Genomic DNA, 21,077 nt, shown 5'->3' with positions numbered 1-21,077 from the left:
AGCCGAGCATGGGCCCGGCTCTACACAACACGACCCGCAGCCGTCACCATGGCGGGCCCGCTTTCTGTCATGGATGGTTGCAGTGCTGAGTACGATCGGTTTGTTGATGGGCCTGTATGTGGCCTGGCGCCTGTTCTGGCCGCTGCGCATGCCCATCTGGATGAAGGTCGTGCTGTCGTTGCTGCTGGTGGGCGTGGCCGTGCAGCTGCGCATCGTCGCCACCTTCTGGGGCACGATGGCCTCGCCAGAGATCCCGAAGCTGGCCATCGCCGTTCTGGCCACCGGCTCCACGGCGGTACTGCTGCTCGCCTTGATGATGCTGGTACTGGATGCCGGCCTGCTGCTTTCGCGCCTGCTGCGTTGGCCGCGCATCGTATCGGTCCTGCGCGCCTCGAAGCTGCGGCCGTTGGCCGGCCTGCTGGCCCTGCTTGTGAGTGGCTATGGCATCAGCCAGGGCATGGCCGTGCCCCAGCCTCGGCAGATCGACGTGGCGATCAAGGATCTGCCGGTCGCGTTCGACGGTTATCGCGTACTGCAGCTGACCGACATCCACGCCAGCCGCCTGCTGACCGGCGACTGGGTGCGCAGGGTGGTGGACGAGAGCAACGCGCTGAAGCCGGACCTGATCGTGATCACTGGTGATCTGATCGATGGCAGTGTCGAGGCCCGCCGTGACGACGCGCGTCCACTCGCGGACCTGCGGGCGCCGGACGGCGTCGTCGCCATCACCGGCAACCACGAGTACTACGCGCAGTACCAGGCGTGGATGCAGGCGTTCCGCGCGCTGCACATGCAGGTGCTGGAGAACAGCCACCTGCAGGTGCGGCGCGGCGATGCTGCGCTGACCATCGCCGGCGTCACCGATCCGGTGGCGGCACGCTATGGCCTGCCGCTGCCGGATCTGGAAACCGCGCTGGCCGGCGCCGATCCCTCTGCACCGGTGATCCTGCTCGATCACCGCCCGCGCAATGCGCGTGAAGCTGCCGCGCGCGGTGTGAAGCTGCAATTGTCCGGGCATACCCACGGCGGGCAGATCTTTGGTATGGACCAGCTGGTGAAACGAGCCAACGGCGGCTATGTCTCCGGCCGCTACGACGTGGACGGGATGACACTGTACGTGAGCAACGGTGCGGGCCTCTGCGCAGGTTTCCCGGCGCGCATCGGTGTGCCGTCGGAGATCACCCTGATCACGCTGCGCCGCGCGCCTTGACCTGAAGTGGGGGTCAGATCCCATTCCCGCAGGTAAAGGCATCTGGCCCCAGCCCCTCAGGCCGCCCGCAGCGGCGGCCGCACATGCGCACTTCGGCGCAGCGCCTGCGCCCGCTTGGCAATCCAGCGCACCACGAAGGCGGTGAACAGCAGCGCCGACGGCACCGCATACCAGAAGTTGCCCGGAACGCGCTTGAAGTACGAGTAGGTAAACACCGCCGCGATGATCCACATGCCGGTGACGTGCAGGCGACGCCAGGCGGTGGGTCCCATGCGCCGGGCGAGCCCCCGGTGCGAGGTGATGGCCAGCGCCAGGATGGCAATGTAGCCCACCGTGCCCGGGAGGTTGGCCAGCGCGGATCGTGCTGGCCAGAACGCCGGGTTGAGGACGCCGAAACTGGTGATCGCGACTGCATGCAACAGGTGCGAGAACGCGAAGGACAGGCCGATGATGCGCCGTTCGCGCAGCAGGAAGCGGGTGAACGGGCCTGGCAGAAGGCTGGCGAACGACGATGCCGTGAACGCTGCCAGGAACAGCAGGAACGATGTGCGCGCAGTGACCCGGATCGCGGCTCGGCTGCCTTCGGCTGCATCGGGATACAGGGCGAAGGCCGCCAGCGCGAAGGCGATCAGGACCACCGCTACGGCCACGAACAGGCGCCAGCCATGCAGGAAGGACGTGTTGGAAGGAGCCATGATGAGACCTCGAAGTAGGGGGACGGTAGTGCCGGCCGCTGGCCGGCCAAGGAACGGGTAGTGCCGGCCGCTGGCCGGTCAAGGAAGGGGTAGTGCCGGCCGCTGGCCGGCCAAGGAACGGGTAGTGCCGGCCGCTGGCCGGCAACCTCAGAAAGCGGGCAATGCAACCAGCACGCCCGCCGCGCACAGCTCGCCCAGAACAGGCACGCAGGCCATGCGCAATGCGTCCGCTGCCACGCCATGTGTTTCGGACAGCAGCTGCAGTGCTTCATCCACCGACGCGCTGTCGTCACCGAACACCGACAGCAGCGCGTAGGCCAGCGGTGACAGTTCCTCGGTCTGCAGGCTGAAATCGGCGAGGCGCTGGATCACCAGCAGCGTGGGAGCCGTGCTCAACACCGGCTCCAGCGCCCCGTCCTCATGTACTGGCCACTGGTAGCCAAGCACCCGCACCAATGGCGAAACCGCCAGCACATCATTGCCTACGGGAGCGCGCTGCAGCGGCCGCCCGCCGTCACGCGCTTCAATGTGCAGCGACTGCTGCGTGCTCTCGTAGTGCGCCAGTTCCGCTGCCCAGCCCGGCAGCGCCAGCGTGTCCTGCACCGCCAGCCAGGCCGCGAACTCGCCGGCGATCTGCGGGAACAACGGCGTGCGGCAGGCGTGCCTCGCGTAGTAGTGCTCGACGGTGTTGCGCCAGCAGGCATCGCCCAGCTGCGACTTCAACCGCGGCAGGCTGCCGGCCAGCAGGCTGTCCAAGCTGTCGATGCACAGGCGGCGGTAGACCGCCATCCGCCGCGCCTCGATGCCATCGGGTGCGGTCTTTGCAGGGTCGCGCACATGATCGGCCCAGCGCCGTTGCAGGGTCGCCAGCGACTCAGCCATGGGTCACCTCGGGCCAACGTGCCTCGGCCTGCGCCTGGCGGATCTGCCCGACCTCGGCCAGCAATTCGGCAAGCGGGGGGAAGTTGAAGTCGCGTTCGAGCAGCGTGGGGCGCACGCCCACCCGCGCATAGGCCTCGCGCAACAGTGCCCAGACCACGCCTTTCACCGGCGCACCATGGGTATCGATCTTGAAGCCATCGTCTTCATCGAAGTGGCCCGCTACGTGCAGCGAGGCGACGCGGTGGGCCGGCACGCGGGCCAGGAATTCGAAGGCGTCGTAGCCGTTGTTGCAGGCGTTGACGAAGACGTTGTTGACGTCCAGCAGCAGGTCGCAGTCGGCTTCGGCGAGCACGGCGTTGATGAAGTCGGTCTCGCTCATGTCCGCGCCGGCAACGGCGTAGTAGGAGATGTTCTCCACGGCGATGCGTCGGCCCAGCATGTCCTGCACCTGGGCGATGCGACCGGCGACATGGTGAACGGCCTCGGCGGTGAACGGCAGCGGCAGCAGGTCGTAGACATGGCCGCCGGCGGCGCAGTAGCTCAGGTGTTCGCTGTACAGCTGCACCTGGTGCAGGTCGAGGAAGGCACGGGTCTCTGCCAGCAGGGTGCGGTCCAGCGGATCAGGACCTCCCAGCGACAGCGACAGGCCGTGGCAGGTCAGGGGATGGCGCTCGCTGAGCTGGCGCAGCGCGGCGCCGTGTGCACCGCCGACGCCGATCCAGTTGTCAGGGGAGACTTCGAGGAAGTCGATGGCACCGGCCGGCATGGCCAGCAGTTCGTCGATCAGCCCACGGCGCAGGCCAAGACCGGCGGCATGGGCGGGCAGGGGCAGGGACATGGTGGATGCTCCAGAGGGAGGGCGCCGCCTTGAAGGCGGCGCCGGGTGAACGTCGATCAATCGGCAACGCGGGAGAACAGGCCCTTCGGCATCGGCTTGCCGTTGGCGGTGTAGACGCTGCGCAGGTAGTCGTGCGCTTCCTGCTCGCTGATGTAACCGTCGTGGTCGGTGTCGATGCGGTCGAACTCGGCGGCGCGCTTGGCGGCCACAGCGTTGAACTCGGCACGCGAGACCTTGCCGTCGTGGTCGCGGTCAGTGCGGGCAAACGAGGCGTCGCCGCACTTGCCTTCGCCACACTGGCCTTCGGCCACCTTGGCCTTGCCGGCGGGCTTGCCGGTGGTGGCCTTGTTGGCCCCGCACTTGCCTTCACCGCACTTGCCTTCGGCGGCGGCGCTCATGGCCACCGCGCTGATCGCCAGCGGTTGGATCGCCGCGGCCTGGCCGGCCAGCAGCAGGCCACCGGCCAGGGCAATGCCGATGGCACCGATGCGCGGCAGGCGGGAGGAGGGGGTGTTCCTGGTCGAGATGTACATGGTGATGACTCCTTGGGAAAGCACGCGGGGCGTGCGGGATGGACGCCGCCGAGGAGGCGACGGAAAGCGAAAGGCGCGGGAACAGGGGAATCGGCTCAGGCCGCGCGGCGACGACGCAGCAGATAGCCCAGCAGCAGCACGCCACCGAGCAGCGCGCCACCGAAGCCGATGCCGGGCAACAGCGCGGCAACCGGCAGCAGCAGGGCGATCAGGCTGACGCCCCAGCCCAGGCCGTCATTGCCTGCCGTGGCGCGGCCGGGGCCGGCCAGCAGCCGGTCCACGCTGAGTGCGCCACCGCCGTTGAGGATCAACGGCAGCAGCATGGCCAGGAACAGCAGCGGCAGCTTGAAGTTGCCGTAGCCCTGGTCGGTGATCGCGTAGCCCTGCCAGAGTTCACCCAGGCCGTTCCATTGGTCGGGCCAGTGCACGGCGGCGATGGCAACGATGGTGAGGATCCAGAAGACGTAGGCCACCGAGCGCGTGGCCAGGCCGAGCAGCAGCATCACCGCGCCCACCAGTTCCAGCCAGGTCGCCAGCTGCCAGTTCAGCGATGCGGGCAGGGCGGAGAACGGGAACGGGAAGCGGCCTTCCAGGTCGTCGAACCAGTTCTGGCCGCCCAGCTTCTCGCGGCCGGATTCAAAGAACTCCCAGGCCAGCAGGGTGCGCAACGCCAATGGCGAGAGCCAGCGGCCGACGGCGTCCAGGCGGGGGGTATACACGGAAGAAGCGGTGCTGATCATGGTGGTGTCCTGCGGGCCAGTGGTCGATGGAAGCCATTCCAGGCGGCGCAGGTATCGGCAACGTGTGCCGTTGCCCGGGGTTTTGTCAGCGACTGTGGCCGCGGCCGGGGTTTCGTACAGTCCGATACAAAGACGATGCGTGGATGCACATCGGGGCGTTGCGCGCGCGCGTGCGGGGAGCGATACCCACCCGGTAGCGCCCGGCCAGGACCGGCGCGCGAATGTATCCCACTGTAGAAACCCGCCTGCGCCCTACAGTCCGGTACAACTCCGCGCTGCGGAGAAACAGCGCCGATACACCGGCAGGCGGAAATGGCCACTCCCAACTCCGGAGTGCCCCACATGATCCGTACCTCCTTGCTGGCCGCCGCTCTCGCCCTTGCCGCCGCCGCCCCTGTCTTCGCTGCCCAGGCCGATACCGCTGCACCGCCCACCGTCATCCTGGTGCACGGCGCGTTCGCTGATGGCTCCAGCTGGAGCAAGGTCATCAGCACCCTGCATGACTGGAAGCTGCCGGCGGTGGCCGTGCAGAATCCGCTCACCTCGTTGGCCGACGACGTCGCCGCCACCCGCCGCGCGATTGCCGCCGCGCCCGGCAAGGTGGTGCTGGTCGGCCACAGCTGGGGTGGCACGGTCATCACCGAAGCGGGCAATGACCCGAAGGTGCAGGCGCTGGTGTACGTGGCGGCCTTCGCACCGGATGCGGGGCAGTCTTCGGCGCAACAGGGCGAAGGCTTCCCGGTCGGTCCGGGCCTGGCCCGCCTGCAGGAAAGGGACGGCTACCTGACCTTGCCGGCTGACGCTGTCGCCCAGGACTTCGCGCCGGACGTGATGAAGAAGTCGGCCGCACTGCTGTACAGCACGCAGGTCCCGTTGAAGGCCAGCGCGCTGGGCGAAGTAGTGAACGTTGCGGCGTGGCGCAGCAAGCCGAGCTGGTACGTGCTCAGCCGTGACGATCGCATGCTGTCGCCGCAGCTGCAGGCCGCCACCGCAAAGCGCATTGGCGCGCAGCTGCAATCGATCGGCAGCAGCCATGTGTCGCTGCTTTCGCATCCGGCGCAGGTGGCCGACAGCATCCTGGAAGCGGCGGGGGTGAAGCCGGCGGAACTGCCGCTGGCCGAGCAGGGGGGCTGAGCGATGGCCGGCCTGCGTGCGTACGTGCTGCCGTTGCTGATGGGCGTGCTGGGTGGGGCTGCGCTGTTGATGGCCTGGCCCGGCGCGGATGCCGGCGCGCAACCGCTCGATGCAGAACCGATGGCGGGGTTTGACGGTGGCGGGCCCTGGCACAACAGCCCACCGCTCACACTGAAGCAGTTGCGGGGGCAGGTGGTGCTGGTCGAGTTCTGGACCTACACCTGCCGCAACTGCCTCAACGTGGCGCCGCATGTCCACCAGTGGCATGCACGCTATGCGTCGCAGGGCCTGAGGGTGATCGGCGTGCATACGCCGGAGTTCGCCTATGAAGGGTTGCCCGGCAACGTGCGCAAGGCCATCGCACGGTTGGACATCACCTGGCCGGTGGTGCAGGACAACCAGTACCGGATCTGGAACGCCTGGCGCAACCGCTTCTGGCCCGCGCTGTACCTGCTCGACCGTCAGGGGCGGGTGGTCTACCGCCATTACGGCGAGGGCGACTACGCACGTACCGAAAGCGAGATCCAGCGCCTGCTGGCCAACCCCTGAGCCGCGCTACCATGGCCCCGCAGCGCGGCCCTGACCTCCGTCTTCATCGAGAACGCAATGAACCACGTACCGCATATGCTGGTCGTCGACGATGACAGCGAGATCCGCCAGATGCTGGCCGATTACCTGCAGCGCAACGGCCTGCGCGTGAGCCAGGCCGACGGTGGCCGGGCCATGCGCGCGCTGATGGATACCCATGCCGTGGATCTGGTGGTGCTGGACGTGATGATGCCGGGCGAGGACGGCCTGAGCCTGTGCCGCAACCTGCGCGCCGGCAAGCATCGTGCGGTGCCGGTGGTGCTGCTGACCGCCCGCGACGACGAGACCGACCGCATCATCGGCCTGGAAATGGGCGCTGATGACTATGTGACCAAGCCCTTCTCTTCGCGCGAACTGCTGGCACGCATCAATGCGGTGATCCGCCGCACGCAGATGCTGCCGCCGAATCTGCAGGTGAGCGAAGCAGGTCGCCAGCTGGCCTTCGGCGAGTGGCGCCTGGACACCACCGCACGCCATCTGCTGGATGCGCAGGACACCGCGCATCCGCTCAGTGGCGCCGAGTTCCGCCTGTTGCGCGTGTTCCTCGATCACGCCAATCGGGTGCTCAGCCGTGACCAGCTGCTCAGCCTCACCCAGGGCCGCGATGCCGAACTGTTCGACCGCTCGATCGATCTGCTGGTCAGCCGCGTGCGGCAGCGCCTGGGTGACGACGCACGCGAGCCGACCTACATCAAGACCGTGCGCAGCGAAGGCTATGTGTTCAGCGTGCCGGTGCAGTTGCTGGGGCCGGACGAATGAACACCACCGCACACCGCCCACGCTGGCCGCGCACGCTGTCGGCGCGGCTGCTGCTGGTGCTGCTGGGCGGACTGACCCTGGCCCACGCACTGTCCTTCGGCCTGCTGTTCTTCGAACGCTACCAGTCCACCCGCAGCATGATGCTGCGCAACCTCGATGAAGACGTGGCCGTGAGTGTCGCGCTGCTGGAGCACCTGCCCGCAGGCCAGCGCGCGGCCTGGGTGCCGCGGCTGGAGCGGCGCACCTACCGTTACCTGCTGCGCCCGGCCGCCGCAGGACCCGGGCTGCAGACCGATCGTGCACGCCAGGTCACCGCGATCATCGACGACAGCCTGCAGCACCGCTATCCGTTGCAGGCGCGCCAGGTGGCTCGCCTGCCGGAGCGGTTCGAGGTGGAACTGCGCCTGCACGACGGCACCCCCTTGACCATCGAAGTCACCCCGTCGGGCCTGCCGCTGGCGCGCTGGCTGCCCGCCGTGTTGCTGGTGCAGCTGGCGCTGCTGCTGGTGTGCGCGTGGCTGGCGGTGCGCCTGGCCATGCGCCCGCTGCAGCAGCTGTCGCATGCGGTGGAGCATCTGCAGCCGGGCAAGGACGGGCCCGAACTGCCTGAAGATGGCCCGGCGGAAGTGGGCGGCGCGGCGGCCGCGCTCAACGCACTGCAGGCACGCATTCGCGGCCATGTCACTGAGCGTCTGCAGATCCTGGCCGCGATCTCGCATGACCTGCAGACCCCCATCACGCGCATGAAGCTTCGGGTGGAGACCCTGCCTGAAGACAGCACCCAGCAGCGGTTGCTGGACGACCTCGACCACCTGGGTCAACTGGTGCGTGAGGGCGTGGCCTATGCGCGCAGCAGCCACGTCGCCAGTGGCGCACCGGTGTCGATGGACCTGGGCGCGTTCCTGGCCAGTGTGGTGGGCGATTACGAGGACATGGGCAAGCCGGTCAGCGGTGGTGCGCCCGCTGGACTGGTCGTGCAGACCTGGCCGCAGCCGCTGCGCCGGGTGGTCGGCAATCTGGTCGACAACGCGTTGCGTTACGCCGGTGCCGCCGAGATCGAGGCGGGCCGTGATGACGCCGGCAGAGTGTGGATCAGCATTTCCGACCGTGGCCCTGGCATTCCCGAGGGCCAGCTGCAGGCAGTGCTGGCGCCGTTCCATCGGCTGGAAAGCTCGCGCAACCGCGATACAGGCGGCACTGGCCTGGGCCTGGCCATCGCGGTGCAGCTGGCACAGTCGCTGGGCGGCTCGCTGAGGTTGCACAACCGCGAGGGCGGCGGCCTGCGGGCGGAACTGCAGCTGCCGGGGTAACGGGCGGGGTCGGATCCCTTTGCGGGAGCGAAGGGCTCTGACCCCGATGTGGGATCTGCGACGTTCCTGCACGGCTTCGGGATCGGCGATCATCTGCAGGGAGTGTCGAAACCAGGAAACACGCAATGCAGGGAACGCAGCATTCAATCCGGCGCCCGCGCCACGTCGCGCTGCTGGTCGGTCTACTCGCGCTGGCGGCCTGCCAGCGCACAACGGATGCGCCGACCGGGGCACCCGCAGCGGGCGCACCACTTGCCGCCCCGGCCACCGCAACAGACCTCTCTCCGCTGCTCGATGCCCTGCCGACCTGCGCGCTGGACGGCTGGTACATCGATCAGCAGACCAGGCGCCCGGCCCATCCCTGGTTGGCGACGAACGCGCCGAAGCCCTGCAAGGAGGACGGGGAGAACGAGATCGCCACGTTCTGCGTGCAGGGGCAATGGAAGGGGCTGCCGGTGGAGGAGGTGATCCTGCCGACGATGACCTTCGTCTCGTTCCGTGGCGCGAAGATCGGCCTGCCGCTGGAGAAGGCACGTCCCATCGTCCGCCAGCGCTTCGGGCAGGAATTCCCGGGTGGCGCGGCGTACGAGGCAGGCCGTGAGCCGAAGCTGCTGGCCGATCCCGAGGATGCGCAGCGCTCATGGCTGCTGTGCAGCACGCCGGAACCGGGAGACGATCTGGGCAGCCAGGCAGGCGTCAGCTACTCGGGCATGAACCTGCCCTACGACCACGACGGTTGCAGCTACCGCTACAGCCCGGTCGACTTCTGCGATGCGCGGCACCGCGGAGCCATCGAAGATGCCCTCCAGCATCAGAAACCCAATTTCAACAAGCACTACCTGCTGGTGCAGGTCGATGATCGACCCGAGTACTTCCAGCGCACGCTGGTGCTGGTCGATACCCGCACGGGCAGGGCGACGCCACTGCCGTTCGATGCCTTCACCGGCCCGGCGGGGAAGGGCGGAGAGGCCACCGGCTACGGGACACTGGAGACGAGCGTGGACCAGCAGCAGTTCTGCCTCGATGGTGCGCTGCTGGTCTACCGCGTGTTCGAGGAGGGGCGCTTCTGCTTCGGCTTTGACGGTGAGCGCTTCACCGGCCATGAAACCCAGTACATGCAGGCAGCGGACAGCCGATGACCGGTATTTCACCCCGTCCATGCCACGCTGCGCGGAACCTGCGCAACCGGGATCGAGGCTGTTGAAGGCGAATACGCAATGACCGCGGCGCGGCAGCGCTCGATGTGGGTGGCGGGCCTGTCCACGGTAGTGGAGTGGTACGACTTCACCCTGTACCTCTATTTCGCCACGGTGCTGTCGCGGGTGTTCTTCGGCGGCGGCGAACAGGCGCTGCTGGTCACGCTGGCCGGCTTCGCGGTGTCCTACCTGATGCGCCCGCTCGGCGCGCTGTGCTTCGGCCACCTTGGCGACCGCCTGGGCCGGCGCTGGATGCTGCTGGCTTCGATGGCGTTGATGGCGGCGGCAATGCTGGCCACCGCGCTGCTGCCAACCGCGGCCACCGCAGGCACCACGGCGGGCGTACTGCTGCTGTTACTGCGCTGCGTGATGGCGTTTTCGGTGGGCGGCGAGTACACCGGCGTGGTGGCGTACCTGCTGGAAAGCGCACCGGCGCGGCGACGCGGCCTGGTGACCTCGTTGGCTTCGGCCGCCAGCGAGGTGGGTGCGCTGCTGGCGGTGGCGATCTCTGCGGTTACCGTGGCGCTGCTCGCGCCCGCGCAGCTGGACAGCTGGGGCTGGCGTATTCCGTTCTTCGTCGGCGCGGCGCTGGCACTGGTGATCCTGGTCGCACGCTCGGGCATGCACGAGTCGCCGGAGTTCGAGCGGCAGCGCCGCGAGGGCAGCATTCCCGCGACGCCGCTGAAGCATGTGCTGCGCAACCATCCGCTGGCGGTGGCGCGCACGTTCGCGATCTCGGCGCTGGGCTCGATTACTTACTACGTCGGCATCACCTATGTGCCCGCATTCCTGCATGCGCGGGGCCACGATGAGGGCGATGCGCTGTGGCTGTCGACGATTGCGGCAGTGGCGGTGATCGCGATCACGCCCCTGTGCGGCGCATTGTCCGACCGTGTCGGACGACGGCCGGTGCTGTTGGGCCTGACCGTGCTGGCAGCGCTGCTGCCGCTGTCCTTGTTCGCGTGGATGGCGCAGGCGACGCCGCTGGGCATCGCGCTGGCCGCGGTGTTGCTGGCCTGCGTGGCCGGTGGCGTGAGCGCGGTGGCGGCCCCGGCCACGGCCGAGCAGTTCCCCGGCGAAGGGCGGGTCAGCGGGCTGGCACTGGGGGTGACCATGGCCACGGCCGTGTTCGGCGGTGCAACGCCCTGGCTGGCGCAATGGTGGGTGGAACGCAGCGGCTGGGCGGCGGCGCCGGGCGCGATGATCGCACTGGTGGCGGTGCTGGTGCTGCCGGTGCTGTGGACCCTGCCCGAGACGGTCCCGGGCAGGGCCAAGCGCTAGCGGGTCAGACCTTCAGGGTCTGCTCGATGTCGGCCAGCACGGCGGCCGCATCGACGCCGATGGCAATCGACTGCACCACGTGGCCGTCCCACACGCTGGGGCCGAACGCCAGGCCTTCCGGCTTGGGAATGGTCATGCCGCGGGCGACGCCGTCGGTGGCCACGCGCACGCTGGCGCGCTCGAACTGGAACAGCTCCGGACGGGTCAGCGCGATGCAGGCGCAGCAGTCGTGCACGACCATGCCCTTGTGGCCGGCCTGCAGGTAGAAGTCCACGTAATCCTGCGACAGCGCACGCACCAGTTCGGCATCGGCACCACCGATCGCAGCCAGCTTGTCCAGGCCGTCACGGTCCATTTCCACGCGGGTGGTCACGTCCAGGCCGATGGCGGTGACCGGCCAGCTGGCGGTGAACACCACGTCGGCTGCTTCGGCGTCGCCCCAGATGTTGGCCTCGGCGGCCGGGGTGATGTTGCCGTTGACGTGGAAGGCGCCGCCCATGATCACCACGCCGCGCACCAGGCCGGCGATGTCCGGCGCCTGCTGCAGGGCCAGGGCCAGGTTGGTCATGCGGCCGACCGCGACCAGGGTCACCTCGCCCGGATGGGCGCGGACCAGGTCGATGATCAGCTGGTGGGCCGGGCGCGCATCGGCCGCCACGTCCAGGCTGGCCGGCACCGGGTGGTTGCCCAGGCCGTTGTGGCCATGGATGTGCACCGGCCAGGCTTCCGGGGTGGCTTCCGGCTGCAGCGGGCCGCCGGCACCGCGTGCGACCGGGGCGGCAAAGCCCCAGGCCTGCTTCAGGTACAGCGCATTGTGCGTGGTCGACTCCACCGAGGCATTGCCGAAGGTGGTGGTGACACCGATCAGGTCGATCTGGGCGTGCTTGTGCAGGTACAGCAGGGCCAGGGCGTCGTCGACGCCCGGGTCGGTATCGAAAATGACTTTCAGCATGTTGTTGTTCTTCTTCTTCCGTGTGGTGCGGGGGGCGCCGGCGGCCCGGAAGCAGGCCGGCGCGCCCTACATTGTCCCATCTTCATGACAGGCAGGGCCATTGCCGGGGAGGCAGGCCATAATGCCCCCAGTCCAGGCACGGAACCGCCGAATGCTGATCGTTGCCCTTCTGCTGGTCCTGCTGGTGCTGGGCCTGAACGTGGTGGCTACCGTGGTGATCGTCAGGCGCGATGGCCTCTCGGCAGGCGGCCGGACGGTGCAGTTGCTGCTGGTCTGGCTGCTGCCGCTGGTCGGCGCCATCCTGTGCATGGCGGTGGCCACGGCCGATGGCTCGGGCAGCCGGGGGGATGGCGGCGGAAGCCATGACACCTCCGTTGGCTATTCCAGTGACAACCACAGCCATCACAGCTACAGCAGCTCCGACTGCGGAAGCGGCGACAGCGGTGGGGGTGGTGACGGCGGCAGCTGCGGTGGCGGCGATTGATGAGACGTTCCAGGGTGCCGGCCAAGGTCACGTCCTGGTAGTGCCGGCCGCTGGCCGGCAACCTCATCCGCTCAACCGCCGCCTTCGGTCGGCAAGGGCGCCGGCACGTTCAACAGCCCGCCTGCTGCCACATAGGCGGCCAGAGCCTGGCCCTGGCTGAGCAGATGGCGCTCCATGGTGCGTTCGGCAGCCTGCGCGTCGCGGCGTCGGAAGCACTCCATCAGCTCGCGATGTTCGGCCAGCGACTGCGCGGTGCGCCCCGGTGTCAGCAGCTGGCGGCCGCGATGCATCTTCAGGATGCGATGCAGATCGTGGGTGATGCGGATCAGCCACGGGTTGCCGGCGTAGTGCTGCACGGTTTCGTGGATCAGGTAGTTGTTGCGGTAGTACTCGGCGATGTTGCCCTCGGCCGCCGCGGTTTCCATCGCCGCATGCAGGTCTTCCAGCTGCTGCACGCCGGCATCGTCGATGTGCCTGACCGCCTCGTGCGCGCAGCGACCTTCCAGCATCGCCATCACCGGGAACAGCTGGTTGAGGTCTTCCAGCGTCAACCGGGTGACCCGGCAGCCACGACCGGCATCGATCTGCACCAGGCCTTCGGCAGCCAGCAGCTTCAGCGCCTCGCGCAGCGGCGTACGGCTGATCCCCAGTTCTTCGCACAGTGCGGGCTCGTCGATCCACTCACCCGGCGGCAGGCGGTAATCGTAGATGCGTTCGCGCACGTGTTCGGCCACCTCTTCGTACAGAGGTGCGCGCTTCTTCGGTGACCGCGGGGCAGGGGCAATGGCCATGGAGGAAGTGTACCGCCAGGTAGTGCCGGCCGCTGGCCGGCAACCCATGATCGCTGGATGGCTTCATGGGATTGCCGGGCAGCGGCCGGCACTACCGTTGGGTGGTTACATCCAGCCCGGTACCACGAATACCAGCCAGGCCAGCAGCGGCCCCAGGGCCACCACCAGTCCGCTGTAGACCAGGAAGCGGCGGAACAGGGTCTCGCGTTCCTCCTTGGCTGCCGAAGCCACCACCAGTGCGCCATTGGTGGAGAACGGGCTGACATCGACGATGGTGGACGACACCGCCAGCGCGCAGATCACGCCGGCGGCGCTGAGGTGACCCTGCATCAGGAACGGCACCGCCAGCGGAATCGTGGCGCCCAGCACCGCAGCCGACGAGGCGAATGCGGAGACAATGCCGCCGACGTAGCAGACCAGCAGCGCGCCGAGCAGCGGAATGCCGATGTCGGACACGCCATTGCCGATGAAGTCCACCGCGCCGGCATGTTCCAGCACGCCGATGTAGGTCACCACACCGCAGATCAGCAGCACGGTGGACCAGCTGATGCCATCCACCGCGCCCTTCTGGCTTTGTGGCGACAGCAGTGCCAGCGCGACAGCCACGGTGATCGAGACCAGGCCGACGTTGAGGTTGTAGATCAGCGCGGCCACGCCCAGGCCGAGCAGGCCGATCAGGGTGAACAGCCGCTCGCGGGTCAGGCTCACCGCATCCAGTGCTGCCGGATCATTGCTGAGCGTGCCGCCGCCGGCTGCGACCAGCGCGCCATGGCCTTCGATGGCGAATTGGCGCGACGAGGCCTGTGGGCCACCGGCCATCGCCAGCTCGGCATTGCCGAGCGTTCCGGCCGCGGTGATCGAGCCACGCCGCAGCAGGGCGATGCCGCCGAACGCGAAGAAGCAGATCGTCGCCATCATGAAGTTGAAGCCCAGGCTGGTCAGGAATACCGCCATCTCGGTCACTTCCAGCCCGGCTTTCTGCACCACGCCGTTGGTGATGCTGCCGTACACGCTGATCGGCGAGAAGCCACCGGCCTGCGCGCCATGGATGACCAGCAGGCCCATCATCAGTGGATTGATGTTGTACTGCTTGGCAAAGCGCAGCGCGACCGGACCGATGATCGCGACCGCCGCCGGGCCCAGCGCACCGAACGCGGTGAGGACCGCGGTGATCACGAACATCACCCACGGAATGGCCACGATATGGCCGCGCACGGCTTTTACTGCCCAGTGCACCAGCAGGTCGATGGTGCCGTTCTTCTGCGCGATGGCGAACAGGTAGGTGATGCCGACCAGGGTCAGGAACAGATCGCCGGGAAAGCCGGCCAGGACCTCCTTGCCGCCCATGTCGACCCACAGCCCGCCGATGATGAAGGCCAGCGCGAAGGCGACGGCGCCCATGTTGATCGGCATCGCCGTGGCAACAATGAACATGATCACCAGACCGATGATCGTTGCGATTTGTGGACTCATGCGCCCTCCCAGACACGTGACTCACGTACAGCACGGATGGAGACCCGCCATCCCGGGGTAAGGCGACGTACGGCGTGTTGCGTGATACGTACTGCTCGAACCCGTTACTGCAGCCGCTCCAGCGCGCTGCGGACCCAGGCCGCCGCGCCTTCAAGGCTCTGGAACTCTTCCACCGCGCGCACCTCGCAGCACGGATAGGCCGGCGCGACCATGCGCGCCAGCGCGTTGCCCGGGCCCAGCTGCAGGAACACGCGCGCGCCGCGCTCGAAGGCCTGGCGCATCACCTGCGCCCATTCGATGGTCTGCGCCAGTTGCAACGACAGCGTGTGGACTGCCGTTGCGCGGTCCCGCACCGGTCGCGCATCGATGCCGGCCAGCAGCGGCAGGCGTGGGGCCTGCAGTGGCGATGCATCGAGTGCGGCAGCGAACGGTGCGACCGCCGTCGCCAGCAATGGTGTGTGTGCGGGCACGCGCACCGGCAGCAGACGGATGTCCGCGCCCTGCGCCCGCGCTGCATCGGCCAGCCGCTGCAACGAGGCGTGCGTGCCGCCCACGATGAAATGGTCCTGCCCGTTGGCGATGGCCACGTGCGCGCCGTGCAGATCGCACAGCGGCTGCAGTACATGGCGTTCCAGCCCGAGCACCGCCTGCAGGCCTGCATCGGCGGGGCTGGCGCCGTCCATCAACTGCGCACGTTGCGCAGCCAGCGCCAGGCAGGTGGTGGCATCGAAGCTGCCGGCGATGGCGTGCGCGGCGAGCTCGCCAATGCTGTAGCCGGCCACCAGCACCGGTGCAGGCACCGCTTCGCGAAGTCCCTGCCAGTGCGTGAGGCTGGCTGCACACAGCAAGGGCTGCGCCAGAGCATTGTCGAAGCGCGATTCGTCAGCAGCTGCCGCGAACACGTCGCGTCCAAGCACTGCGCTGGCGGTCTCCAGTACGTCGCGCACGGCGGGCAGATCGCGTACGCGGTCGAACATCGCCGCATGCTGCGCACCTTGGCCGGAGCAGAGAAGGGCAAGGCTCATGCGACCTCCTGCTGCAGCAGGAACCAGGCACAGGCCAGCAGGTCGGCACTGCCGCCGGGGCTCAGCCGGCGTGCGACGAATCCATCACCGATGCTGTGCAGGCGTGCCTGCCAGCCGGGTACGAAGGCGCCACCGGCATCGAGGAAGCCTCGCGCCTGTTGCTGGGCCCAGCGCAGGCCGTTGGCGCCGCCACGGTGCAGCAGGTTGAGGTCATCCACGCACGCGATCAGCTGCACCAGGGTCTGGCACATCGCGGCCTCGCGTGGCAGGTCGCTGGCCAGCGCGTGGCGCAGTGTAGGCAGTGCCACCTCGCGCAGCAGTGGGTAGCCGGCGGCCGCATGTTCGCGCACACCCTGCACGCCGTGCCGTGCGCGCGCGCGCTGGCCAGGGCTGTTCGCATCAAGTGGTGCGCCGGCGAGCTCGGCAGCCCATCGGCGCACTTCCTGGCAGACCTGCTCGGCTGCGATGGCACCGCCCGCGCGGCCCCGACAGGCAGCGGAAGCCGCCACCAGCAGGCCAAGGCTGAAGATCGCGCCGCGATGAGTGTTGATGCCCGCAGTGGCGTGCAGCATCGATATCTCCGCAGCGATGCCGTGCCGGCGCAACGTCTGGAACGGCGCCGCGCTGGCACCGGCGTCGGCCACGGCGACGAAGTAGTGGCGCAGCGTGAACAGGCTGCGCAGGAACGTGCCTGCGTCCATGTCGTGGTGGCTGCCGCTGTCGAATGGCGTGACCAACCCTGGCTTGGGTGCAAGGGCCAGTTCGGCGTGCAGGCTGGCGATGGCGAGGCGCCCCAGACGCGCGCTGTCCACGGCAGCTGGCCTGGCCGCCGGTTGCACGAGGGCGTTCACGCGCTCACCCCGGTGGAGGCGAACAACGCATCACGTAGTTCCAGTGCGGCACCATCGAGGCGCTTGACCAGTACCTCGCGGCTGCGCCCGGCGTATTCGCGCCAGTTCACCGCGCCACCATCCACCAGGCACAGTTCGCCATCGACCCGATGCCCGAAGGCGCTTTCCCAGTGCTGCAGGCGCTCGACCAGCAGGTCGGCCTGGCGTGCGTCACCCACCTGCCACAGCAGGTCGATGTCCGAGCGTGCATGCACATAGGGCAGGCCGCTGAGGTGCTGCCAGGCGAAGGCGCCGAACACGCGGGCCGGTGCAAGCCGCAGCATTGCCTGCAGTGCCGCCTGCCAATCAGCCGGAACGCCGCCGGCGAGAATCTCATCCAGGGCAGGGGGAGGCTGCAGGTGCTGGATGTCCTGCAGGGCCACGCGCAGCGCCAGCCGTTGCTTGCCTTCGCCTGGCGGCAGCGGCACCCCCAGGCGCAGCCGCGGGTCGGGATCATCCGCCGCACTGCGTGCCACCATGCCTGGCAGGCCCTGTGCGAACCATGCTGCCAGGCGCGGTTCGTGTGCAGTCACGTCAGCCCGCCAGTCGGCATCGGCCGACAGCCAGGCCAGCGTGTGGCGGGCAGGCCGCTCAGGCATCGCCGTGGGCCACCGCAGTCGAAACCCCTGCCGCCAGGGCGCGGCCGCCACGCTGTGCGCCGCGTGCGGCACGCAGGTCGCCTTCGGCGGGCGTGCGCAGGGCCTGCAGCAGGTGCTGGGAAAGATCGCCCTCCCACAACGAATCCACCGCGCCCATCGCCACGTAGTTTTCCACGCCCGGTGCGAACACCGGCGAGCTCTGGCTGAGCGCCTGCAGCTTCTCCAGCGGTTGCTTGGTCACCCGCGCCATTGCGCGCAGGTCCATCACCCGCACCTGTGCATCGGGCAGGGCGTGGATGTGGTCGGCCATCAGGCCGAATGAGAGGAAGCCGCCACTGACGGATTCTCCGTAGACCAGGGTGATCAGGCGCGCACCACGGCGGCGTGCCAGATCGAGCGTCTGCGCGAGATGCGCAAAGTAACCATTGATGCCCAACAGTTCGTCGCGCCGCGCCAGGCGCTGGCCCGCGGTATCCACCAGCATCACGATCGGCCGCTGTGGATGTGCGCCGGTGCTGGCAAGCACGGTTTCGGCCAGTGCCAGTGCGTGGTCCACGCCGACTTCGAGTTTGTCGGCGGTGCCGATCACGGTCACCTCGCCATCCTCGGTGGCAGCGCTGCCGGTCAGCACCGAATCGTTCACCGCAATGGCATGCCCATGCGGGAACAGGGCATCGAGCAGGGTCTGCAGCGGCATGCTCATGGCAGGCTCCGGTCGGCGGTGGCGATGAGGAACTCATCGGTGTCGAGCAGCGGTAGTCGCTCGGGGGCTGTGATGCCCTGACGGGCCCAGATCTCCAGGCCATCCCGGCAATCGCCCCAGGCCTGCACGCGCGCCTTCAGCGCCGCATGGCGTTCCTGCAGCGCGGCCAGTGCAGTGTCTGGATCGGTGCTGCTGGTATCGGGCTGCAGCGCGTTGCTGGCCGCCTGCGCGAAGGCCTCGATGGCATCGGGCACCAGCACCTGTGCCTGGTCGATCAGGTAGCGGTGCTTGCCTCCCGTTACGCGCCAGACCAGCGCGCGATCGCGGGAATCGAACTCTTCCACGCCGCGCACGGTTTCGATCACTTCCGGGCCGGACAGCGACAGGCGCCCCTCTTCGGACATGATGACCGTGCTGCAGCAGCGGGCGACGATGCCCATGCCGCCGAAGGCGCCGTTGCCGCTGCCGATCAGCGCGATCACCGGCACACCCGCTGCACGCGCGTCCAGGGTGGCGCGCATGATCTCGGAAATGGCGATGAGCCCTGCATTGGTTTCGTGCAGGCGCACACCACCGGTGTCCAGCAGCAGAAGCACGCCTTCGGGATGTGTTTCGGCTGCGCGGCGCAGCAGCCCGGTCAGTTTGGCACCGTGCACTTCGCCCACGCCGCCGCCCATGAATTCACCCTGCTGCGCGGCCAGCAGCACGCGTCGGCCACGCAGCGCGGCTTCGCCGACAACGATGCCGTCGTCGAACGCCGCGGGCTGGTCGAGCTGTGCCAGGTGCGGGCTTATCATCCGCCGCGCCGGGCCGAGGAATTCCCTGAAGGAACCGGCATCGACCAGGCTGGCGATACGCTCGCGCGCATCGGCTTCGTAGTAGCTGTAGCGCTGCGTCCGGTTCATCGTGGATCTCCAGCACGCAGGGTTTCCACGGCCTGGTCCAGGCGCAGGCTGACTACCGCCGGGGTCGCACCGGCATCGTTGATCGAGATGCTTACATCGCGCAGCGGATGACGCTGTGCGAAGTCGCTGATCACCGCTTGCCACACGCTGCCGAAGCCCTTCGCGGCGGTGATGATGCGCACCGTCATCGCGCCGTCCAGTGCGGCCGGCTCCAGCAGGATTTCCAGGTTGCCCGAGGCCAGCACGCCGACCAGCACCGCATCGCGCGGAAACTGCACCGCAGTGTGCCCTTCGAATCGATAGTCGAGGGTTTCCATGCTCAGCCCCTTACCAGTTGCGGAAGCGCTTGGGCGGGTCGTACAGACCGCCGGACCAGCGCACCAGGTCCTTCACCGAACGCGCCGCCAGCAGGTCACGGCTGGCATCGCGCACGGAGATGCCGAGGTCATCGGGACGGCGGATCACGCCGCGGTCGCGCAGGTTCTCCACCATCGCGCGGTCGCGCCCCATGCCCACGGCGGTATAGCCGGCCACGCCACGGATCGCCTGTTCGCGCTCCTCAGGGGTGCGGCACAGCAGCAGGTTGGCAATGCCTTCCTCGGTCAGCACATGGCTGACGTCGTCGCCGTAGATCATCACCGGCGGCAGCGGCATGTTCGCGCGTTCGGCCAGGTCCCAGGCGTCGAGGCGCTCGACGAAGGCCGGCGCCATGTGCTCGCGGAAGGTTTCCACCATCTGCACCACCAGCTTGCGCCCACGCGGCATCTCACCCGGGCGCGCGGCCTGCTGGCCGGCCTTGATCCAGGCCTCGCTGGCATGGCGCCGGCCACGTGCATCGGAACCCATGTTCGGTGCGCCACCGAAGCCGGCGATGCGGTCGCGGGTGGCGGTGGAGCTGTTGCCCTGCAGGTCGATCTGCAATGTGGAACCGATGAACATGTCGCAGGCATACAGGCCGGCGGTCTGCGAGAAGGCGCGGTTGGAACGCATCGAGCCATCGGCGCCGGTGAAGAACACATCGCCTCGCGCGGCGATGTACTTCTCCATGCCCAGTTCCGAACCGAACGAATGCACCGATCTGACGAAGCCCGATTCGATTGCCGGAATCAGTGCCGGGTGGGGGTTCAACGCCCAGTGCTGGCAGATCTTTTCCTTCAGGCCGAGCGATTCGGCGTAGGTGGGGAGCAGCAGTTCGATGGCCGCCGTGTCGAAGCCGATGCCATGGTTGAGGCGGTTCACGCCGTACTCGGCGTAGATGCCCTTGATCGCCATCATCGCCATCATCACCTGGATCTCGGAGATCTGCGCCGGGTCGCGGGTGAACAGCGGTTCGATATGGTTCGGCTTCGGCGCCTGCACCACGAAGTTGACCCAGTCAGCGGGAATGTCGACGCGGGGGAGGGTGTCGACGATCTCGTTGACCTGGGCGATGACGATGCCGCCACCGAAGGCGGTGGCTTCGACGATCACCGGCGTGTCTTCGGTGTTCGGCCCGGTGTACAGGTTGCCGTGCCGATCTGCGGCCTGCGCGGCGACCAGGGCCACGCGCGGGGTCAGGTCGATGAAGTAGCGGCCGAACAGTTCCAGGTAGGTGTGGATGGCACCGATCTGGATGCGCCCTTCAGCCACCAGGTTGGCCAACCGCACCGACTGCGGGCCGGAGAACGAGAAGTCCAGTTTCGAAGCGATGCCACGCTCGAATACATCCAGGTGCGACGGCAGCGACAGCACCGACTGCACCATGTGCAGGTCGTGCACGCGGGCCGGGTCAAGATCGGCCAGGGCCTGGGCGAGGAAATCGGCCTGCTTCTGGTTGTTGCCCTCCAGGCAGACCTTGTCGCCTGGCTCCAGCAGTGCGTGCAGCAGCTCGCCTACGTCGCCGGCGGCGACCTCGCGTCCCCGGGCCCACGGCGCGGCACGTTCCAGGCGGGCCTGGCGGCTGCGTTCCAACGTATCCCAGCTCGGGTTCATCGACCGGCTTCCGATTGGTGTCGATGTAATTACGAAATAATTACGAAGGGCGCCGCAACCTGCAGTGCAGCAAAAGGAAGGGCCCGCGCGGAGGCGGGCCCATTCAGGTAGGCCACGA

General features: G+C 68.1%; 23 protein-coding genes. 8 read left to right on the top strand and 15 right to left on the bottom strand.

The genetic code is table 11. The features are described 5' to 3' along the window. Positions 1–73 precede the first annotated feature (73 nt). Complete coding sequence (locus AC5P5R_RS01610; protein WP_164281463.1) at positions 74–1,210, top strand: metallophosphoesterase; 1,137 nt, start codon at positions 74–76, stop codon at positions 1,208–1,210. Between the two features lie 56 nt (positions 1,211–1,266). On the opposite strand, the gene AC5P5R_RS01605 is transcribed toward AC5P5R_RS01610, so the two are convergent. The 5 genes from AC5P5R_RS01605 to AC5P5R_RS01585 all read right to left on the bottom strand — a co-directional run bounded on the left by AC5P5R_RS01605 (position 1,267) and on the right by AC5P5R_RS01585 (position 4,898). Then, a complete protein-coding gene (locus AC5P5R_RS01605) occupies positions 1,267–1,905 on the bottom strand; it encodes a ferric reductase-like transmembrane domain-containing protein (protein ID WP_043034153.1) in 639 nt (212 codons plus the stop codon). A 147-nt stretch (positions 1,906–2,052) separates the two neighbouring features. After that, the gene (locus AC5P5R_RS01600) at positions 2,053–2,787 is read right to left on the bottom strand and encodes an HvfC family RiPP maturation protein (protein ID WP_100437991.1); all 735 of its coding nucleotides are present in this window, start codon (positions 2,785–2,787) and stop codon (positions 2,053–2,055) included. Beyond that, positions 2,780–3,625, bottom strand: coding sequence for an HvfB family MNIO-type RiPP peptide maturase (locus AC5P5R_RS01595; protein WP_100437992.1), 846 nt, complete (start codon positions 3,623–3,625; stop codon positions 2,780–2,782). The genes AC5P5R_RS01600 and AC5P5R_RS01595 overlap by 8 nt, the downstream gene beginning before the upstream one ends. 56 nt (positions 3,626–3,681) lie before the next feature. After that, entirely contained in the window at positions 3,682–4,158 is a 477-nt protein-coding gene (locus AC5P5R_RS01590; RefSeq protein WP_049460061.1) for an HvfA family oxazolone/thioamide-modified RiPP metallophore, read from the bottom strand. Positions 4,159–4,253: 95 nt separating this feature from the next. Continuing rightward, the gene (locus tag AC5P5R_RS01585; RefSeq protein WP_100437993.1) at positions 4,254–4,898 is read right to left on the bottom strand and encodes an HvfX family Cu-binding RiPP maturation protein; all 645 of its coding nucleotides are present in this window, start codon (positions 4,896–4,898) and stop codon (positions 4,254–4,256) included. Positions 4,899–5,240: 342 nt separating this feature from the next. Here AC5P5R_RS01585 and AC5P5R_RS01580 point away from each other — a divergent pair, with 342 nt between their 5' ends. The 6 genes from AC5P5R_RS01580 to AC5P5R_RS01555 all read left to right on the top strand — a co-directional run bounded on the left by AC5P5R_RS01580 (position 5,241) and on the right by AC5P5R_RS01555 (position 11,166). Beyond that, on the top strand, positions 5,241–6,032 hold the full coding sequence (locus AC5P5R_RS01580; protein ID WP_100437994.1) for an alpha/beta fold hydrolase: 792 nt from the start codon (positions 5,241–5,243) through the stop codon (positions 6,030–6,032). 3 nt (positions 6,033–6,035) lie between these two features. Continuing rightward, the gene (locus AC5P5R_RS01575) at positions 6,036–6,581 is read left to right on the top strand and encodes a redoxin domain-containing protein (RefSeq protein ID WP_100437995.1); all 546 of its coding nucleotides are present in this window, start codon (positions 6,036–6,038) and stop codon (positions 6,579–6,581) included. A 57-nt stretch (positions 6,582–6,638) separates the two neighbouring features. Next, positions 6,639–7,379: a response regulator gene (locus AC5P5R_RS01570; protein WP_164281464.1), complete on the top strand. Its 741-nt coding sequence runs from the start codon at positions 6,639–6,641 to the stop codon at positions 7,377–7,379. Further along, positions 7,376–8,689, top strand: coding sequence for a sensor histidine kinase (locus tag AC5P5R_RS01565; protein ID WP_100437996.1), 1,314 nt, complete (start codon positions 7,376–7,378; stop codon positions 8,687–8,689). The genes AC5P5R_RS01570 and AC5P5R_RS01565 overlap by 4 nt, the downstream gene beginning before the upstream one ends. 125 nt (positions 8,690–8,814) lie before the next feature. After that, positions 8,815–9,828: a hypothetical protein gene (locus tag AC5P5R_RS01560; RefSeq protein WP_043034146.1), complete on the top strand. Its 1,014-nt coding sequence runs from the start codon at positions 8,815–8,817 to the stop codon at positions 9,826–9,828. Positions 9,829–9,906: 78 nt separating this feature from the next. After that, entirely contained in the window at positions 9,907–11,166 is a 1,260-nt protein-coding gene (locus AC5P5R_RS01555; protein ID WP_005408507.1) for an MFS transporter, read from the top strand. A 4-nt stretch (positions 11,167–11,170) separates the two neighbouring features. On the opposite strand, the gene AC5P5R_RS01550 is transcribed toward AC5P5R_RS01555, so the two are convergent. Continuing rightward, the gene (locus AC5P5R_RS01550; protein WP_004147861.1) at positions 11,171–12,118 is read right to left on the bottom strand and encodes a nucleoside hydrolase; all 948 of its coding nucleotides are present in this window, start codon (positions 12,116–12,118) and stop codon (positions 11,171–11,173) included. 151 nt (positions 12,119–12,269) lie between these two features. Here AC5P5R_RS01550 and AC5P5R_RS01545 point away from each other — a divergent pair, with 151 nt between their 5' ends. Then, positions 12,270–12,602, top strand: coding sequence for a hypothetical protein (locus tag AC5P5R_RS01545; RefSeq protein WP_043034145.1), 333 nt, complete (start codon positions 12,270–12,272; stop codon positions 12,600–12,602). Positions 12,603–12,673: 71 nt separating this feature from the next. On the opposite strand, the gene AC5P5R_RS01540 is transcribed toward AC5P5R_RS01545, so the two are convergent. The 9 genes from AC5P5R_RS01540 to mdcA form a co-directional block, all read right to left on the bottom strand. Next, positions 12,674–13,393 carry a GntR family transcriptional regulator gene (locus AC5P5R_RS01540; protein ID WP_024957000.1) on the bottom strand — a complete coding sequence of 240 codons (720 nt, stop codon included), beginning with the start codon at positions 13,391–13,393 and terminating at the stop codon, positions 12,674–12,676. Between the two features lie 105 nt (positions 13,394–13,498). Continuing rightward, positions 13,499–14,866 carry an SLC13 family permease gene (locus AC5P5R_RS01535; RefSeq protein ID WP_005408510.1) on the bottom strand — a complete coding sequence of 456 codons (1,368 nt, stop codon included), beginning with the start codon at positions 14,864–14,866 and terminating at the stop codon, positions 13,499–13,501. Between the two features lie 104 nt (positions 14,867–14,970). Then, positions 14,971–15,891 (bottom strand): malonate decarboxylase subunit epsilon, encoded by a 921-nt coding sequence (gene mdcH / locus AC5P5R_RS01530; protein WP_100437997.1) that lies wholly within the window; start codon positions 15,889–15,891, stop codon positions 14,971–14,973. Beyond that, a complete protein-coding gene (mdcB, locus tag AC5P5R_RS01525) occupies positions 15,888–16,703 on the bottom strand; it encodes a triphosphoribosyl-dephospho-CoA synthase MdcB (RefSeq protein ID WP_100437998.1) in 816 nt (271 codons plus the stop codon). The genes mdcH and mdcB overlap by 4 nt, the downstream gene beginning before the upstream one ends. Positions 16,704–16,738: 35 nt before the next feature. Next, the gene (mdcG, locus tag AC5P5R_RS01520; protein WP_060380857.1) at positions 16,739–17,380 is read right to left on the bottom strand and encodes a malonate decarboxylase holo-[acyl-carrier-protein] synthase; all 642 of its coding nucleotides are present in this window, start codon (positions 17,378–17,380) and stop codon (positions 16,739–16,741) included. Continuing rightward, complete coding sequence (mdcE, locus tag AC5P5R_RS01515) at positions 17,373–18,077, bottom strand: biotin-independent malonate decarboxylase subunit gamma (RefSeq protein WP_012479428.1); 705 nt, start codon at positions 18,075–18,077, stop codon at positions 17,373–17,375. The genes mdcG and mdcE overlap by 8 nt, the downstream gene beginning before the upstream one ends. A gap of 2 nt (positions 18,078–18,079) precedes the next feature. Continuing rightward, on the bottom strand, positions 18,080–18,988 hold the full coding sequence (locus AC5P5R_RS01510) for a biotin-independent malonate decarboxylase subunit beta (protein ID WP_495226298.1): 909 nt from the start codon (positions 18,986–18,988) through the stop codon (positions 18,080–18,082). Beyond that, on the bottom strand, positions 18,985–19,305 hold the full coding sequence (mdcC, locus tag AC5P5R_RS01505) for a malonate decarboxylase acyl carrier protein (RefSeq protein WP_049397623.1): 321 nt from the start codon (positions 19,303–19,305) through the stop codon (positions 18,985–18,987). Before mdcC ends, AC5P5R_RS01510 begins: the two co-directional genes overlap by 4 nt. 10 nt (positions 19,306–19,315) lie before the next feature. Beyond that, positions 19,316–20,959, bottom strand: coding sequence for a malonate decarboxylase subunit alpha (gene mdcA / locus AC5P5R_RS01500; RefSeq protein WP_164281465.1), 1,644 nt, complete (start codon positions 20,957–20,959; stop codon positions 19,316–19,318). Between the last annotated feature and the right edge of the window lie 118 nt (positions 20,960–21,077).

The organism is Stenotrophomonas sp. YJH_SMC_19, assembly GCF_059367915.1.
Note: the sequence above shows the minus strand (reverse complement) of the source record. Positions and strands in the feature narration are given on the sequence as shown.